The sequence below is a fragment of the Hydrogenophaga sp. FW305-3-2-15-A-LB1 genome (assembly GCF_058787875.1).
In genome coordinates, this window is the sequence record NZ_JBYTAE010000033.1 from 1 (window position 1) to 14424 (window position 14424).

Consider the following 14424-nt stretch of genomic DNA (forward strand, 5'->3'; position numbering starts at 1 on the left):
CGTCGGGGCGGGTCGGGGTGTCAGCGAGGTCCATGCGGCCAGTGTGGACCAGATGGTGATTCTGAAAAACTGAGTTGTTTTGATCGAACGATTCCATAATGGAATCGAAATGACCGACCCCCTGTCACCCTCATCTCTCACGGGCGTTCGCCTGTCGCACCTGTTGTTGTGCCGTGCGCTGGTGTCCACGGGCACCCTGCATGGGGCGGCTCGGCTGCTGCACCGCACGCAGCCCGCGGTCACCAAGATGCTGCAGGAGCTGGAGTCCTCGCTGGGGGTGCGCCTGTTCGAGCGCGGGCGCCTGGGCACCCACCCCACCGCCAGTGGCCGCGCCTTTCTGCATCGGGCCGAAGTGATGCTCAACGAGTGGGGCATCCTGCGCGACGAACTGCGGGCCATCGAGGCCGGCGAGGCGGGCCTGTTGCGGGTGGGGGCCACGCCGATCATGCTGCTGTCCCTGCTGCCGCGCGCGCTCGGGCGCTTCCTGGCGCGCCGCCCCGGCATGCTGGTGCGCTTCCGGGAAGGGTCCATCCACGACCTGCTGATCGCGCTCGATTCGGGGGAGGTGGACTGTGTGGTCGGCCGCTTCTCGGGGGAGCTGCTCGACAGCGAGCCCATGCGCACGCTGCGGGTCGAGCGGCTGTACGACGAGACCCTGGCCATCGTGGCCGGTGCCAGCCATCCGCTGGCCCGCCGCCGGCGGCAGGTGGGCTGGCACGAGCTGGCCCAGGCCCAGTGGGTGCTGCCGCCGCCGGAACTGGTGACGCGGCAACTGCTCAACACCGAGTTCATCCGCGGCGGCGTGACACCGCCCAGGCCCTTGATGGAATCGGCCTCTTTCAGCAGCAACCTCGCGCTCGCCCACGAGCTCGTGACCCTGGCCCTGGTGCCCCTGGACGCGGCCCGGTTGGCCCAGCGGCATGGCCTGGTGCGCGTGCTGCGCACGCCCCTGTCGTCGTTCTCGGCCCCGATCTCCATCGTGCAGCGCCCCAGCTCCCTGCAGGGCGAGGTGTACGCCGACTTCCTGGCGGCGGTGCGCGCCGCGGCGGCCCAGGTGCGGGCCTAGGCCTGAACGCCGGCTCGGCCTGGGCGTCCCGACACCTGCTGGATCTGCTGCCGCAGCCAACGCCGCAAGGGGTCGGCGTCGGTGCGTTCGTGCCAGATCTGTTTCACCTCCACCCGGGGCAGGTCGATCGGCAGCGGGTGGATCTGCAGATCGGGGTCGCGTTGCGCGGCCTCTTCGGCCACCGAGCGCAGGCAGGTCAGCAGAAAGGCCGTGTCCCGGACCAGGCGGGTCGGGGCCAGGAAGCTGGAGAGGCCCGCCGCGATGCGGCGGCGCAGGCCCCGCGCCTCCAGGGCGCGGTCGACCCGCCCATGCAGATCGCCAGTGAGCGTGGTCAGCAGGTGTTCGCAGGCCAGGAATTGTTCAAGCCCCAACGCACCTCCGTTCAAGTGGGGGTTGTGGCGCGAGGCCAGCACCACGAAGTCTTCGCTGAACAGGCGCTGCTGGCGCAGCGTGTCGGGCAGCTCGTCGTAGAAGCCCGCGATGGCGAGGTCGCAGCTGCCTTTTTCCAGTTCCTCGCGAGGCAGCTGGCCTCGCGTGTTGTGCGTGATCAGGATGACACCGGGCGCCTGCGCGCGCAGCCGGGGCAACAGCCCGGGCAGCAGGGACTGTTCGAGGTAGTCGGTGGTGAAGAGGTGCAGGCGCTCGTTGCGCGAGAGGAAGTCGCTGCCTTCGCTGCGGTGGTAGAAGGCCTCGATGTCGCCCACCAGCGCCTGCACCTGCGGCGCCAGCTCATGCGCCCGGGGCGTCGGCGTCAGGCCACGCGGGGCGCGCACGAAGAGCGGGTCGCCCATCTCGTGGCGCAGCTTGGCCAGCTTGTGGCTCAGCGCGGGCTGGCTCAGCGCCAGGCGTTCGGCCGCGCGCGAGGCGTTGCGCTCCTGGTAGACCACGTGGAAGACCCGCAGTAGGTTCAGGTCCTTGTTGTCGATATTCATTTATTGAATTCCAAAGATCGAATATTTCGACTTTTCGAATCATAGAAGCGTCCCGATCATCGTGTCCAACCCATTTCAACCACGGCCTGCGGGCCTCGAAAGGATGCGCGATGAAGAAGATATTGATGGTGCTGACCTCCCACGACCGGCTGGGCGACACCGGGCACAAGACCGGTTTCTGGCTGGAGGAGTTCGCCGCCCCGTACTACCGGTTCAAGGACGCGGGCGCGCAGGTCACGCTGGCCTCACCTCTGGGCGGGCAGCCGCCGATCGACCCCAAGAGCCACGAAGCCGATGCCCAGACCGAAGCGACACGCCGCTTCAACGCCGACGCGCGGGCCCAGGCCGCCCTGGCCCGCACCCTGCCTCTGGGCGACGTGAACGCGCAGGACTTCGACGCCGTGTTCTACCCCGGTGGCCACGGGCCGCTGTGGGACCTGGCGGAAGACACCCGGTCCATCGCGTTGATCGAACGCTTCCTGGCGCAGGACAAACCGGTGGCCGCGGTGTGCCACGCACCCGCCGTGCTGCGCCATGTGAAGGACGCGCAAGGGCAGCCGCTGGTGCGCGGCCGCCAGGTCACCGGCTTCAGCAACAGCGAGGAATCGGTGGCCCAGCTCACCGACGTGGTGCCCTTCTCGCTGGAGGACATGTTGACCGGCCACGGCGGCCTCTACACCCGCGGGGCCGACTGGCAGAGCCACGTGGTGGTGTCCGGCCGGCTGATCACGGGGCAGAACCCGGCATCTTCCGAAGCGACGGCCGAGGCCTTGCTCGCGCAGCTCGGAGCGCGCTCATGAGCCGCGCCGCGTTCGCGCTGGCGGCGCTGCTCGCCTTTCCGTGGGTGGCCCAGGCTTCCGATCTGCTGCCGCTGGAACGCTGGCGCAGCTACCAGGGGGTGAGCTGGGAGGCTGCCGCACCCGGGCAGGCGGCTGTGCCGTTCGCGCAATCGGTGAACGCGCCCATCGCCGGCCTGCATTTCGACGCCCGGGGCGGCGCCTACGTGAGCACGCCCCGCCTGCTCTCGCCCGCCGCGCCGGCCACCCTGAGCCGGCTCGACGCCACGGCCGACGGTGGCCCCGCGAGGCTGACCGCCTTTCCTTCCACGCAGGGCAACGATGTGAAGGCGCCGCCCCACCTGGCCTTGCGCAACGTGCTCGGCTTCCATGTGGACCGGCGCAACGGCTGGCTCTGGGCGCTGGACATGGGCTTCGTGGCGGGCGAGGCCGAAGCGCCCGCCGGGGCGCAGAAGGTGATGGTGTTCGAACTGGCCTCGGGCAAGCTCTTGAAGACCATTGCGCTGGACGGCGTGGCCGATCGGGCGGGCAGCTTCCTCAACGACATCGCGGTCGACGAACGCCGGCGCGTGGCCTATGTGTCCGACAGCGGCTTTCGCAGCGCGCCGCGCAACCAGGTGGGTTTGATCGTGGTGGACCACGCCAGCGGCACGGCCCGGCGCGTGCTGGACGGGCACGCCAGCCTGCAGATCGAGCCGGGCGTCAAGGTGGTGTCCGGTGGCAGCGAGGTCTGGCCCGGCAACCCCTTGCTGATCGGCGTCAACGGCATCGCGCTCTCGCCCGATGGACAGACGCTGTACTGGACGGTGACGACCGGCACGCAGGCCTGGGCGGTCCCGACCGCCGTGTTGCGCCGGGCGGGCGCCAGCGACGCGCAGATCGCGCGCGAGGTCCGAAGCCTGGGTGTGGTCGGCGGCAACACCGACGGCATCGTCACCGACCCGGTGGGCGACCTCTACATCACCGACGTGACGCGAGGCGGCATCGTGCGCTACAGCCCCTCAACGCGCGCGCTGGCGCTGATCGCCGCGAACGGCGCGGTGCGCTGGCCCGACACGCCGGCCTGGCACCCGGGCGGTGACCTGGTCTTCACCGCCAGCGCACTCAACCAGCACTTCGCCGGCCAGGTCAAGGCCGGGGAGGAGCGCTACGAGCTGTGGCGGCTGCGGCCGCGCGGCCAGAAGGCCACGCGCCACTGACGATCCCGCGCCGCCTTCCGACGCCACGCTGTTTCCTGCGCTGAGCCGCAGGAGACAGCGTGGCCTTGTCGCGCCCGTGCATTCCGCCCTTTTCTGCTACATTCCGGACAGGATATATGATGTAAAAAGTAAGGTGCGGAGATGGCTGAACTGGGCCGAGTGGAAAAGCAGAACCTGTCCCAACGCGTGTACGTTGAGATTCGCAATGCCTTGATGAACGGGCAATACGCGCCCGGTTCAAGGCTGCGCATCGCCGAACTCGCCGAGGTGCTGGGCACCAGCATCACACCGGTGCGCGAGGCCATCTTCCGTCTGGCCAGCGAGCAGGCGCTGGACGTGACCGCCGCCACCTCGATCGCGGTCCCCGAGCTGGACCTGGCCACCGTGCGCGAGATCCAGCTCATGCGGGGCCTGCTCGAAGGCGCGGCCGCCGCCCAGGCCGCGCGGCAGATCACGCGCAAGGAAATCGAGCACCTGGAGAAGATCCAGGACCAGTTCATCAAGGCCTCGGCCACCAACCCGAAGGACGCCGCCCGGCGCAACCGCGACTTCCATTTCGAGTTGATGGCCGCCGCCCGGCTGCCCAGCCTGTCCGCGGTCGTCGAGACCCTGTGGGTGCGGATGGGGCCGCTGCTGAACACCTTCCACGCCAAGGTGCCCCGGCGCAACATCTTCAACAGCGGCCACCCGCACTACAAGGTGCTCGAAGGCCTGAAGGCCCGCAACCCCGAGATGGCGTCCAAGGCCATCCAGGAAGACATCCAGTGGGGTGAGCGGGTGTTGACCGAGTGGATGAGCGGGCGCTCGGTCGAAGAGATCTACGCCTAGGCGTTCAGCCGGCCTGGCCGGTCGTGAACTCGACCAGCAGCCGGATCTGCGTCGTGACCATGTGCACGCCCTTGTGGATGCGCTGGCCATTCTCCGACGCTCGCTGCAGCAAGGGGGTGATGTCGGGCTGCATCACGACCTCGGCCACCACCGTGTCCTGGCGCAAGCTGGTCGGGTCGAACGGCATCGGGTCTTCCGGGTGCAGGCCCAGCGAGGTGCCGTTGACGGCGATGTCGTAGCCTTCCACGCGCGCTGGATTGAGTTCGACCACCAGGCCCGGGAAATGGCGCGAGAGCTGTTGCCCCAGTTCGCGCGCCTTGTCCACCGAGCGGTTCCGGATGCCGATGCGGCCCACCTGCGACCCGGCCAGTTCGAACGCGATGGCGGTCGCCACGCCGCCGGCGCCCGCGAGCAGCACCGAGCGGCCGGCCAGCGGGATGCCCCGCTCCAGCAGGCCTTGCACGAAACCCTGGCCGTCGTGCATGCGGCCCGACAGCGTGCCATCGGCGTTCTTGCGCACCGCGTTGCACACACCCATCACCTCGGCCAGGCCCTCCAGCGTGTCGCAGTGCCGGCAGACCTCCTGCTTGTGCGGGATGGTGATGACGAAACCGGGAATGTTCTCGATGCGGCGGATGGCCTCGATGGCCGCGGGCAGGTCCGCGGGCGAGACCTTCCACGGCACCATCACGGCGTTGATGCCGTGCTCGCTGCAGTGCTGGTTGAAGAAGCCGGGCGTGCGCACGTGCTCGCTCGGGTAGGCCAGCAGGGGCACCACGGCGGTTCGGCCGTTGACGGCGGGGGTCGGTGGAGGGTTCACGCTCATGGGCTCCGGTGCGGGTTCAGGCGATGCCGAATCCGCCGTCCACGGGCATCACGATGCCGGTGACGTAGGCGGCCTCGGCCGACAGCAGGAAGCTCACCACGCGGGCCACGTCCGCCGGCTGGCCCCAGCGACCGAGTGGAATGCGGCCCAGGATCGCCGCGCTGCGCTCGGGATTGTGGATGGCGCCGGAGGCCAGTCGCGTGTCGATCCAGCCCGGCGCGATCGCGTTGACCCGCACGCCATCGGCGGCGAAGGCCACCGCGTGCGAGCGGGTGAGGGAGGTCACGCCGCCCTTGCTGGCCGAGTACGCCGGGTTGCGGGCCGAACCGAACTGGCTCCACATGGAGGCCACGTTCACCACCGCGCCACGCGCGGCCTTGAGGCCGGGCAAGGCGGCGAGCGTCAGCCGGTTGACCGCGTTGAGGTTGATCGCCACCACCTTGTCGAAGCCGTCGGGCGTGAGTTCCTTCTGCTCGTGCAGGATGATGCCCGCCGCATTGACCAGTCCGTCGACGTGCGGGAGCCGCTCGAACAGGGCCGCGATCGCGGCGCTGTCGGTCACGTCCAGGCGGGTGAACTCGAGCTGGTCGGGCAGCGTGGGCTCGGTGTCCAGGCCGGCGCACACCACGCGCCAGCCCTTGGCTTGCAGCTCCTGGGCGCAGGCCAGCCCGATCCCCGTGCCGCCACCCGTCACCACCGCCACCTTTTGCCTTTGATTCATGAAAACGTCTCCTTGTTGATAGAAGACGCATGATATATCATGCATCCAAAATCGGACAACCCTTTTTTGGAGACAGCATGAAACATCTGAAGGACCCCGGCCTCTTTGTTCAGCAGTGCCTGATCGATGGCCACTGGCAGCCCGCCCTGAACGGCCAGTCGCGCGAGGTGATGAACCCCGCCACCGGCGAGCGGGTGGGCACGGTGCCCAACATGGGCGAGGGGGAAACGCGCCTGGCCGTGCAGGCCGCCGCCCACGCCTTCCCGGCCTGGGCCGCGCGCAGCGCCAAGGAGCGCGCCACGCTGCTGCGCCGCTGGTACGAGCTGATGATGGAGGCGCAAGACGACCTGGCGCGCATCATGACGATCGAACAAGGCAAGCCGCTGGCCGAGTCGCGCGGCGAGATCGCCTACGGCGCGAGCTTCATCGAATGGTTCGCCGAGCAGGGGCGGCGCAACAACGGCGACGTGATCCCCGCGCCGCAGCCCGACAAGCGCATCGTGGTGCTGCGCCAGCCCATCGGCGTGTGCGCGGCGATCACGCCCTGGAATTTCCCCAATGCGATGCTCACGCGCAAGCTCGCGCCCGCGCTCGCCGCGGGCTGCACCATGGTCGTCAAGCCGGCCACCCAGACCCCGTTCTCGGCCCTGGCCATCGCGGTGCTGGCCGAGCGCGCCGGCATTCCCCGGGGCGTGATCAACGTGGTGACGGGGGATGCCGGCGCGATCGCGAAGGAGCTCACCGGCAACCCGGTGGTGCGCAAGCTGAGCTTCACCGGCTCCACCGAGATCGGGCGCGTGCTCATGCGGCAATGCGCGGAGCACATCAAGAAGGTCTCGCTGGAACTGGGCGGCAACGCCCCCTTCATCGTGTTCGACGACGCGAACCTGGACGCGGCGGTGCAGGGCGCGATGATCGCCAAGTTCCGCAACAACGGCCAGACCTGCGTGTGCGCGAACCGCCTCTATGTGCATCGTGCGGTGTACGACGCGTTCGCCGCCAAGCTCGCGGCCAGCGTGCGGGCGATGAAGCTGGGCAACGGCCTCGACGCGGGCGTGGTGGTCGGCCCCCTGATCGACGCCAAGGCCCAGGCCAAGGTGGAGGAGCACATCGACGACGCGCTGGGCCAGGGGGCCACGGTGATCGCGGGTGGGCGCCGGCTTGACGGCAACTTTTTTGAACCCACGGTCATGACCGGTGTGACGCAGCAGATGCTGGTCGCGCGCGAGGAGACCTTCGGCCCGCTGGCGGCCTTGATCCCCTTCGACAGCGAGGACGAGGTGATCCAGATGGCCAACGACACCGAGTACGGCCTGGCCTCCTACGTGTACACGCGCGACCTCTCGCGCAGCTGGCGCGTGTCGGAGCGGCTGGAGTACGGCATGGTGGGCGTGAACACCGGCCTGATCTCCACCGCCGAGGCGCCGTTCGGTGGCGTCAAGCAGTCGGGCCTGGGCCGTGAGGGCTCGCAGTACGGCATGGACGACTACACCGAGCTGAAATATGTCTGCGTCGGTCTCGACTGAACGCGACCCTGAACCCCAGGACGGGCGCTGGCACTGGACCATGCCGGTGCGCGTGCGCTGGACGGATCTGGACGCGCTGGGCCATGTCCACCACCTCGTGTACCTGAGGTGGTGCGAGGACGCGCGCAACGAGCACGCCGAGGCCATCGGTTTGCCGCTGCCGGGCACGGGGGCCCGCTCCCAGGTCGTGGTGGCGATGGCCTGTGATTTCCGCCAACCGGTCGGGCGCGGGGCCGAGCCTTCGGTGTGCCTGCGCGTGACGCGCGTGGGCCGCACCAGCCTGGAAGCGCGGTTCGGCATCCAGGTCGACGGGGTGGCGCATTTCGCGGCGCGCGTCACCACCGTGATGTGCGAAGACCGCACGGGGCAAGCGTCGCCTTGGACACCGGCCGAGCGGGAGCGCTTGCTCGCCGGGCCGGTGCCTGCCTGAGCGCGTTCAGCCCAGGCGCGCGGCCTCCACCTGGCGGATGGCGCCGGCGATGCGCTCGGCGCTGAGGGTGGTCGGGAAGTTGCGCACATGCGGCGCGGTCATGGTCTGGCGCGCGATGGTCTCGATCTCGTCCTCGCTGGCCGCGCGCCCCAGGCCCAATTCGTTCAGGTCCTGCGGCAGGCCGATGCGCCCGTAGAAGCCGCGCAGCTCCGCCATGAAGGCCGCGTCGCGCTCTTCCAGCGTGAGCTGCACCAGCAGGCCGTAGGCGACCTGAAGGCCGTGCAAGGTGCTCGCGGTGCCGGCGATCGCGGACAGGCCGCGCGTCATCGCATGCGACACCGAGAGTCCGCCGTTCTCGAAGCACAGCCCGCTGAGCAGCACCGTGGCCTCGACCAGCGATTCGAGGTGCGCATCGGTGGTGGCGCGCCGCACGGCCTCGATGGCCGGCTCGGCGTGCTCGCGCACGCTGCGGTAGCTGAGGTCGGCCAGCACCAGCGCCGCCTGCGTGCCCAGGCCGCCGTAGATGTTCAGGCCACCGGCGGCCGCGCAGCGTTCGACCTCGAACTTCTTCGAGAGCGCGTCGCCGATGCCCGCGAGCAGCAGCTTGACCGGCGCGGCCGCGATCAGCGCGGTGTCGACCACCACGGCCGCGGGGTTGTGCGCCAGGTGCTCCACCGACAGCAGGCGGTGGTGTTCGTCGTACAGCACAAAGATCTTGCTGGTGGGCGCGTCGTTGGACGCCACCGTGGGCACGGTCACGACCTGCGCACCCAAGGCCCGGGCCACGGCCTTGCCCACGTCGATGCCCTTGCCACCACCGGCCGCGATCACCACGCCGGGCTTCGCCGCGGCGAGCTGCTCCGTGAGGCGCTGCACCTCGGCGGGCGTGATGTCGCCGGTGAACTCGCCGGTGCTCAGCGCCACTCCCGAGGCCTGGCACGAAGCCGCCACGCGAGCGCCCACCAGGTCGAGCACGAAGCGGTCGGCAATCAGCACGGCCGACGGCGCGAGCAGGGCGACCTGCGCGCCCAGTTGATCGAGGGCGCCCGGGCCCTGCAGGTAGCGCAGCGGGCCGCCAAAAACGCGCAGCAGGGAAGGGGTGGTGGGGGAAGTGGACATCTTGTCTCCTGGGTGGAAAAGGGTTCTTGAACACAGCGGACCGGGCACCCGCATCCGGGAAAACCCGCAGCATGATGCACGTTGCATCATATATCATGCGTCCGATCGAGGGCGAAAGCAAGGTGCTGCCGGACGGGCCCGGCACCGTCGCCTTCGATGCCCGGCCGGTGCGCTGGACCGCAGGCCGACCCATTCCTCAATCTGGAGACGAGACCATGAAGACCATCCCAACCCATCGGCGCCAGGCGCTGATCCGCCTGGGCGCCGCCTGCCTGTTCGGGCTGAGCGCGGCGGCGTTCGCACAGCCCAAGGAGATCAAGATCGGTTTCGTGCTGCCCCTCTCGGGCGGCACCGCGACCATCGGCAACCAGACCAAGGTCGGCGCGGAGATCGCCATCGAGCAGATCAACGCCGCGGGCGGCATCAAGTCCCTGGGTGGCGCCAAGCTGGTCGCGATCTTCGCGGACAGCCAGTCCAAGCCCGATGTCGGCGTGGCCGAAACCGAGCGCCTGATCACGCGCGAGCAGGTGTCGGTGATGGTGGGCGCGTACAACAGCGCGGTCACCTTCCCGGCCACCGAAGTGGCCGAGCGCTACAAGACGCCCTGGCTGGTCACGGGCTCGGTGAAGGACGAGATCACCGAGCGCGGCTTCCGCTACGTCTTTCGCCCGAACAACAAGGCGATCTACGACGCGCGCGAGCAGATGGACGCGATCGACCTGCTGGCCAAGGAAACCGGCAACAAGCCGCAGACCATCGGCCTGTTCTACGAAGGCACCGACTGGGGCCGCTCGCACACCGCCAACATCAAGAAGATGGCGCTGGAGCGCGGCTACAAGATTTCACTCGACGAGTCCTACCCGCCCAACCAGTCCGACTTCTCCGCGCAGCTGCTGAAGATCCGCGCGAGCAAGCCCGATGCGCTGATCGTCGTGGCCTACACGCCCGACCACATCCTGTTCACGCGCCAGTTCGCGGAGAACCGCCTCAACGTGCCCTATGGCATCCACTCCGTCGGTGGCGGCGCGGAAGACCCTTCGTTCTACAAGTCGGTCAACCCCAAGGCCTACGACCTGATGTTCGTGCAGGACGATTTCCAGGTGGACATCATGCAGGCCATCAAGGACCCGAACGCGCTGGACGCCGACAAGAAATTCCAGACCCGCATGGGCTACGGCCTGAACGCCTACGGCGCGCAGGGCGTGTCCAACGCCTACATCCTGCGCGATGTGCTGGAGCGCGCCGCCTCGACCGACCGGGAAAAGATCCGCGATGCCCTGGCCGCGACCGACATCAAGAGCGGGCCCGCGCTGATCACGGGCTACAGCCGCGTGGTCTTCGACGACAAGGGCCAGAACCCGCACGCCCACGGCGCCATCACCCAGAACATCGGTGGCGAGCGCCGCACGGTATGGCCGGCGGCCAACCGGCTGGCCGGCACCAAGCCGGTCTGGCCGTTGCCCGACTGGTCCAAGCGCTGATCCGGTCCACGGCTTCAACCCGGGCGCCCGCCGCCCCGCGGGGGGGGCGCCCTCATCACGGAAACCGGTATGGATCCCCTCATCTTTTTCTACGCGCTCATCAACGGGCTGCTGCAGGGCGCCATCTATGGCGGCATCGCCCTGGGCCTGAGCCTGATCTTCGGCGTGCTGCGCGTCATCAACTTCGCGCACGGCTCGTTCCTCATGGTGGCCATGTACGCGGCCTACACGCTGTGGTCCACCTTCGGCCTGCACCCCTACGTGGCGGCGCTGGTGACCATGCCCTTGCTGTTCGGCTTCGGCTACTTCACGCAGAGCGTCATCATCTCGCCGCTGTTCAGGCGCGAGTCGTCCCTGGTGGTGGAACCGCTGGGCGCGCTGCTGCTGACCACGGGCGTCTACCTGGTCATGGACAACCTGGTGCTGATGACCTACGGCCCGGACGTGCGCTCGGTGAGCGTGGACTTCGCCGGTGGCACCTTCGAGCTCGCGGGCCTGCCGATCAGCATCCCGCGCTTCGTCGGCTTTGTCGCCGCCATCGCCGTGGCCGGGGGCCTCTGGTGGGGGCTCAAGCACACCGACGTGGGCCGCTCCATCCGCGCCACGGCGCAGAACCGCGACGCGGCCGCCATGAGCGGCGTGAACGTCTACCGCGTCTACAACCAGACCTTCGGCCTGGGCGCCGCCATCCTGGGCCTGTTCGGCGCCTTGCTGGTGCCCTTCCTGTCGATCACGCCCACCGTGGGGCTGATGTTCGGGGTCAAGTCGTTCCTGGTGGTGGTGCTCGGTGGCATCGGCTCGATCCCGGGCTCCATCGTGGGTGGGTTGCTGCTCGGTGTCTTCGAGTCGCTGATCTCGCAGTTCGTCACCGCCACCTCGGCCGCGATGTTCTCCTTCCTCATCTTCATCGTGGTGCTGCTGGTCCGTCCCAACGGCCTGCTGGGCCGCAAGGCGTGAGGGCGTGGCCATGTCAAGAATGAACGCCTTTTCCAACTCCCCCTCCACGCTGATCCTGGGCCTGCCCATGATCGCGATCGCGGCCGTGCTGCCGCTGTTCGTGAGCGACTCGTACACGCTGCACTCCCTGACCATGATCCTGTACTTCGCGTACATGGCCACGGCCTGGAACTTCGTGTGCGGCTACGTCGGGCAGCTCTCGCTCGGGCACGCCGTGTTCGCGGGCCTGGCCGGTTATGTGACGGTGCTGCTGTTCACGCTGCTTGGCCTCTCGCCCTGGCTGGGCATGCTGGCCGGCGGTGCGTTCGCGGCCCTGCTGTCGCTGGCCATCGGCTACCCCACGTTCAAGCTCAAGGGCCCGTACTTCACGCTCACCACGATCGCGTTCGCCGAGATCGTGCGCATCTGGTTCGAGAACACCGACGATTTCCTGGGCATCCCGCTCAAGGGCGCGCAGGGCCTGGTGGTGCCGCCGAGCGAACTCGGCGGCCTGGTCTACCAGTTCGAAGGCAAGGTGCCGTACTACTACATCGCCCTGGTGATGCTGGTGCTGGTGCTGCTCGCCACCATCGTGCTCGAGCGCTCGCGCCTGGGTTATTACCTCAAGGCGATCCGGGGCGACCACAACGGCGCCGAGGCCCTGGGCGTCAACCCCACGCGGTGCTCGCTGATCGCGCTCGCGGCCAGCGCCTTCATGACCGGCCTGGGCGGCGCCTTCTACGCCCAGTTCTTCCGCTACATCAACCCGGAACGCAACATGGGCATCGAGTTCTCGATCGACGTGGCGCTGATGGCCATCGTGGGCGGGCAGGGCACGGTGCTCGGCCCCATGCTGGGCGCCCTGGTGCTGCACCCGATCGCGGAGTTCTCGCGCAGCTACCTCGGCGGCACCTTCCTCGGCCTGCACCTGGTCATCTACGGCGTGATCCTGATCGTCGCGGTGCTGTACTTCCCCAAGGGCATCATCGCGCCGATCGATCGCTGGCTGAAACAACGCCTCCAGCAAGGAGGGACGAAAAAATGAGCGATTCGACAACGGCGCTGCTGCAAGTGCAGGGCCTGAGCAAACGTTTCGGCGGCCTGAAAGCCGTGAACGAGGTGTCGTTCGACCTTCGGCAAGGCGAGATCCTCGGGCTGCTCGGTCCCAACGGCGCGGGCAAGACCACGGCCTTCAACCTGATCGCCGGTTTCCACCGCGCCGACCAGGGTCGCATCCTGTTCGAAGGTCGCGATGTGCTGGGCATGGCGCCCAGCGACATCTGCCGCGCGGGCATCGCGCGCACCTTCCAGCTCTCGCGACCCTTCGGCGGGCTCTCGGCGGTGGAGAACGTGATGGTCGGCGCCTTCGCGCGCCTGGAGTCCACCGCCAAGGCGCGCGCGCTGGCGATGGAGCTGCTGGACTTCCTCAACCTCGGCGACCGCTGCAACGCCGACGCGAACGACCTCACCGCGTTCGACAAACGCAAGATCGAACTCGGCCGCGCGCTGGCCACGCAGCCGCGCCTGCTGCTGATGGACGAGGTGGTGGCCGGCGCCACGCCCAGCGAGGCGGCCGAGATGGTGGCCCTGGTGCGCAAGGTGCGCGACCGAGGCATCACGGTGCTGATCGTGGAGCATGTGATGAAGGTGATCATGGGTCTGTCGGACCGCGTGATCGTGATGGACCAGGGCTGCCTGATCGCCAATGGCGAACCGCAGAAGGTGGTGAAGGATCCGCGCGTTCTGACCGCGTATTTTGGAGAAGGCTATGTCGGCACCGATGTTTAGCGTGAAAGACCTCTGGGCCGGCTACGGCGAGCAGCAGGTGCTGCGGGGCATCCACCTCGACCTGCACCCCGGCACCATCACCGCCCTGATCGGCGCCAACGGCGCGGGCAAGACGACCTTCCTGCGCACGGTCTCGGGCCTGGTGAAAACCACCAAGGGCTCGGCGGTGCTGGAAGGCTGCTCGCTCACCGGCCTGCCGCCGCACCGCATCGTGGACCAGGGCTTCGTGCAGTCGCCCGAAGGCAAGCAGCTCTTTCCCGAGATGACGGTGATGGAGAACCTGATGGTGGGGGCGTCCACGCCCCGGGCGCGCGCGCGCCGCTCGAAGACGATGGACGAGATCTTCGCGCTGTTCCCCATCCTCGATGAACGCCGCCATCAGCTGGCCGGCACCCTGTCGGGCGGGCAGCAGCAGATGGTCGCCGTGGGCCGCGCGCTGATGGCGCTGCCGCGCGTGCTCGCGCTCGACGAACCATCGCTCGGGCTCGCGCCCATCATGGTGGACCGCCTGTTCGAAGGCATCCGCAAGATCCGCAACAGCGAGCTCGCGGTGCTGGTCATCGAGCAGAACGTGCAGATGGTGCTCAACATGGCCGACCACGGCTTCGTGATCGAGAACGGCACCATCGCCATGCGCGGCACCGGCCGCGAGCTGCTGCACAACCCGCAGCTGAGGGCCAGCTACCTCGGCATCTGAACACCGGGCCCGCCGACCCCGGCAGGGCCCGATCCCCTTCCCGCACCACGCCTGTTTCAAAGATATATGGTGCATCAA

Annotated in this window: 15 protein-coding genes; 11 read left to right on the forward strand and 4 right to left on the reverse strand. The window is 68.5% G+C overall.

What is annotated here, in order from left to right:
* Window positions 1-109: 109 nt before the first annotated feature.
* Window positions 110-1066, forward strand: coding sequence for a LysR family transcriptional regulator (locus tag AC3WPZ_RS12020; protein WP_382323445.1), 957 nt, complete (start codon window positions 110-112; stop codon window positions 1064-1066).
* Here AC3WPZ_RS12020 and AC3WPZ_RS12025 read toward each other — a convergent pair.
* Window positions 1063-1998, reverse strand: a complete 936-nt coding sequence (locus tag AC3WPZ_RS12025; protein WP_382327273.1) for a LysR family transcriptional regulator — start codon at window positions 1996-1998, stop codon at window positions 1063-1065. The genes AC3WPZ_RS12020 and AC3WPZ_RS12025 overlap by 4 nt on opposite strands.
* Window positions 1999-2108: 110 nt before the next feature.
* Here AC3WPZ_RS12025 and AC3WPZ_RS12030 point away from each other — a divergent pair, with 110 nt between their 5' ends.
* The 3 genes from AC3WPZ_RS12030 to AC3WPZ_RS12040 all read left to right on the forward strand — a co-directional run bounded on the left by AC3WPZ_RS12030 (window position 2109) and on the right by AC3WPZ_RS12040 (window position 4822).
* A complete protein-coding gene (locus AC3WPZ_RS12030) occupies window positions 2109-2798 on the forward strand; it encodes a type 1 glutamine amidotransferase domain-containing protein (protein WP_492433062.1) in 690 nt (229 codons plus the stop codon).
* Window positions 2795-3994 carry an L-dopachrome tautomerase-related protein gene (locus tag AC3WPZ_RS12035; protein ID WP_444688381.1) on the forward strand — a complete coding sequence of 400 codons (1200 nt, stop codon included), beginning with the start codon at window positions 2795-2797 and terminating at the stop codon, window positions 3992-3994. The genes AC3WPZ_RS12030 and AC3WPZ_RS12035 overlap by 4 nt, the downstream gene beginning before the upstream one ends.
* A 186-nt stretch (window positions 3995-4180) precedes the next feature.
* The gene (locus AC3WPZ_RS12040; RefSeq protein ID WP_492439747.1) at window positions 4181-4822 is read left to right on the forward strand and encodes a GntR family transcriptional regulator; all 642 of its coding nucleotides are present in this window, start codon (window positions 4181-4183) and stop codon (window positions 4820-4822) included.
* A 4-nt stretch (window positions 4823-4826) separates the two neighbouring features.
* Here the strand turns inward: AC3WPZ_RS12040 and AC3WPZ_RS12045 are convergent, their stop codons facing one another.
* Window positions 4827-5648, reverse strand: a complete 822-nt coding sequence (locus tag AC3WPZ_RS12045) for a shikimate dehydrogenase family protein (RefSeq protein ID WP_382323449.1) — start codon at window positions 5646-5648, stop codon at window positions 4827-4829.
* A 16-nt stretch (window positions 5649-5664) separates the two neighbouring features.
* Window positions 5665-6369 carry an SDR family NAD(P)-dependent oxidoreductase gene (locus AC3WPZ_RS12050; RefSeq protein ID WP_382161024.1) on the reverse strand — a complete coding sequence of 235 codons (705 nt, stop codon included), beginning with the start codon at window positions 6367-6369 and terminating at the stop codon, window positions 5665-5667.
* Between the two features lie 77 nt (window positions 6370-6446).
* On the opposite strand from AC3WPZ_RS12050, the gene AC3WPZ_RS12055 reads away from it, so the two are divergent.
* Together AC3WPZ_RS12055 and AC3WPZ_RS12060 are read left to right on the forward strand one after the other, a co-directional pair.
* Entirely contained in the window at window positions 6447-7895 is a 1449-nt protein-coding gene (locus AC3WPZ_RS12055; protein ID WP_492439750.1) for an NAD-dependent succinate-semialdehyde dehydrogenase, read from the forward strand.
* Window positions 7873-8325 (forward strand): acyl-CoA thioesterase, encoded by a 453-nt coding sequence (locus tag AC3WPZ_RS12060; protein WP_382161014.1) that lies wholly within the window; start codon window positions 7873-7875, stop codon window positions 8323-8325. The genes AC3WPZ_RS12055 and AC3WPZ_RS12060 overlap by 23 nt, the downstream gene beginning before the upstream one ends.
* 6 nt (window positions 8326-8331) lie before the next feature.
* Here AC3WPZ_RS12060 and AC3WPZ_RS12065 read toward each other — a convergent pair whose 3' ends face one another.
* Complete coding sequence (locus tag AC3WPZ_RS12065; RefSeq protein ID WP_492439752.1) at window positions 8332-9444, reverse strand: glycerol dehydrogenase; 1113 nt, start codon at window positions 9442-9444, stop codon at window positions 8332-8334.
* A 215-nt stretch (window positions 9445-9659) separates the two neighbouring features.
* Between AC3WPZ_RS12065 and AC3WPZ_RS12070 the strand changes: the two genes are divergently transcribed.
* The 5 genes from AC3WPZ_RS12070 (at window position 9660) to AC3WPZ_RS12090 (ending at window position 14346) form a co-directional block, all read left to right on the forward strand.
* Window positions 9660-10925, forward strand: coding sequence for an ABC transporter substrate-binding protein (locus tag AC3WPZ_RS12070; protein WP_444688376.1), 1266 nt, complete (start codon window positions 9660-9662; stop codon window positions 10923-10925).
* 69 nt (window positions 10926-10994) lie between these two features.
* Window positions 10995-11882 carry a branched-chain amino acid ABC transporter permease gene (locus AC3WPZ_RS12075; protein WP_492439754.1) on the forward strand — a complete coding sequence of 296 codons (888 nt, stop codon included), beginning with the start codon at window positions 10995-10997 and terminating at the stop codon, window positions 11880-11882.
* 19 nt (window positions 11883-11901) lie between these two features.
* Entirely contained in the window at window positions 11902-12906 is a 1005-nt protein-coding gene (locus AC3WPZ_RS12080) for a branched-chain amino acid ABC transporter permease (RefSeq protein ID WP_444688374.1), read from the forward strand.
* Entirely contained in the window at window positions 12903-13649 is a 747-nt protein-coding gene (locus tag AC3WPZ_RS12085; RefSeq protein ID WP_382161003.1) for an ABC transporter ATP-binding protein, read from the forward strand. The genes AC3WPZ_RS12080 and AC3WPZ_RS12085 overlap by 4 nt, the downstream gene beginning before the upstream one ends.
* Window positions 13642-14346 (forward strand): ABC transporter ATP-binding protein, encoded by a 705-nt coding sequence (locus tag AC3WPZ_RS12090; protein WP_382163735.1) that lies wholly within the window; start codon window positions 13642-13644, stop codon window positions 14344-14346. Before AC3WPZ_RS12085 ends, AC3WPZ_RS12090 begins: the two co-directional genes overlap by 8 nt.
* The last annotated feature ends 78 nt before the right edge of the window (window positions 14347-14424 follow it).

Bases quoted from the DNA above. Each gene is read 5' to 3' on its own strand.
- AC3WPZ_RS12020 (WP_382323445.1), top strand. From the start codon at position 110: ATGACCGACCCCCTGTCACCCTCATCTCTCACGGGCGTTCGCCTGTCG.
- AC3WPZ_RS12025 (WP_382327273.1), bottom strand. From the start codon at position 1,998: ATGAATATCGACAACAAGGACCTGAACCTACTGCGGGTCTTCCACGTG.
- AC3WPZ_RS12030 (WP_492433062.1), top strand. From the start codon at position 2,109: ATGAAGAAGATATTGATGGTGCTGACCTCCCACGACCGGCTGGGCGAC.
- AC3WPZ_RS12035 (WP_444688381.1), top strand. From the start codon at position 2,795: ATGAGCCGCGCCGCGTTCGCGCTGGCGGCGCTGCTCGCCTTTCCGTGG.
- AC3WPZ_RS12045 (WP_382323449.1), bottom strand. From the start codon at position 5,648: ATGAGCGTGAACCCTCCACCGACCCCCGCCGTCAACGGCCGAACCGCC.
- AC3WPZ_RS12050 (WP_382161024.1), bottom strand. From the start codon at position 6,369: ATGAATCAAAGGCAAAAGGTGGCGGTGGTGACGGGTGGCGGCACGGGG.
- AC3WPZ_RS12055 (WP_492439750.1), top strand. From the start codon at position 6,447: ATGAAACATCTGAAGGACCCCGGCCTCTTTGTTCAGCAGTGCCTGATC.
- AC3WPZ_RS12060 (WP_382161014.1), top strand. From the start codon at position 7,873: ATGTCTGCGTCGGTCTCGACTGAACGCGACCCTGAACCCCAGGACGGG.
- AC3WPZ_RS12065 (WP_492439752.1), bottom strand. From the start codon at position 9,444: ATGTCCACTTCCCCCACCACCCCTTCCCTGCTGCGCGTTTTTGGCGGC.
- AC3WPZ_RS12070 (WP_444688376.1), top strand. From the start codon at position 9,660: ATGAAGACCATCCCAACCCATCGGCGCCAGGCGCTGATCCGCCTGGGC.
- AC3WPZ_RS12075 (WP_492439754.1), top strand. From the start codon at position 10,995: ATGGATCCCCTCATCTTTTTCTACGCGCTCATCAACGGGCTGCTGCAG.
- AC3WPZ_RS12080 (WP_444688374.1), top strand. From the start codon at position 11,902: ATGAACGCCTTTTCCAACTCCCCCTCCACGCTGATCCTGGGCCTGCCC.
- AC3WPZ_RS12085 (WP_382161003.1), top strand. From the start codon at position 12,903: ATGAGCGATTCGACAACGGCGCTGCTGCAAGTGCAGGGCCTGAGCAAA.
- AC3WPZ_RS12090 (WP_382163735.1), top strand. From the start codon at position 13,642: ATGTTTAGCGTGAAAGACCTCTGGGCCGGCTACGGCGAGCAGCAGGTG.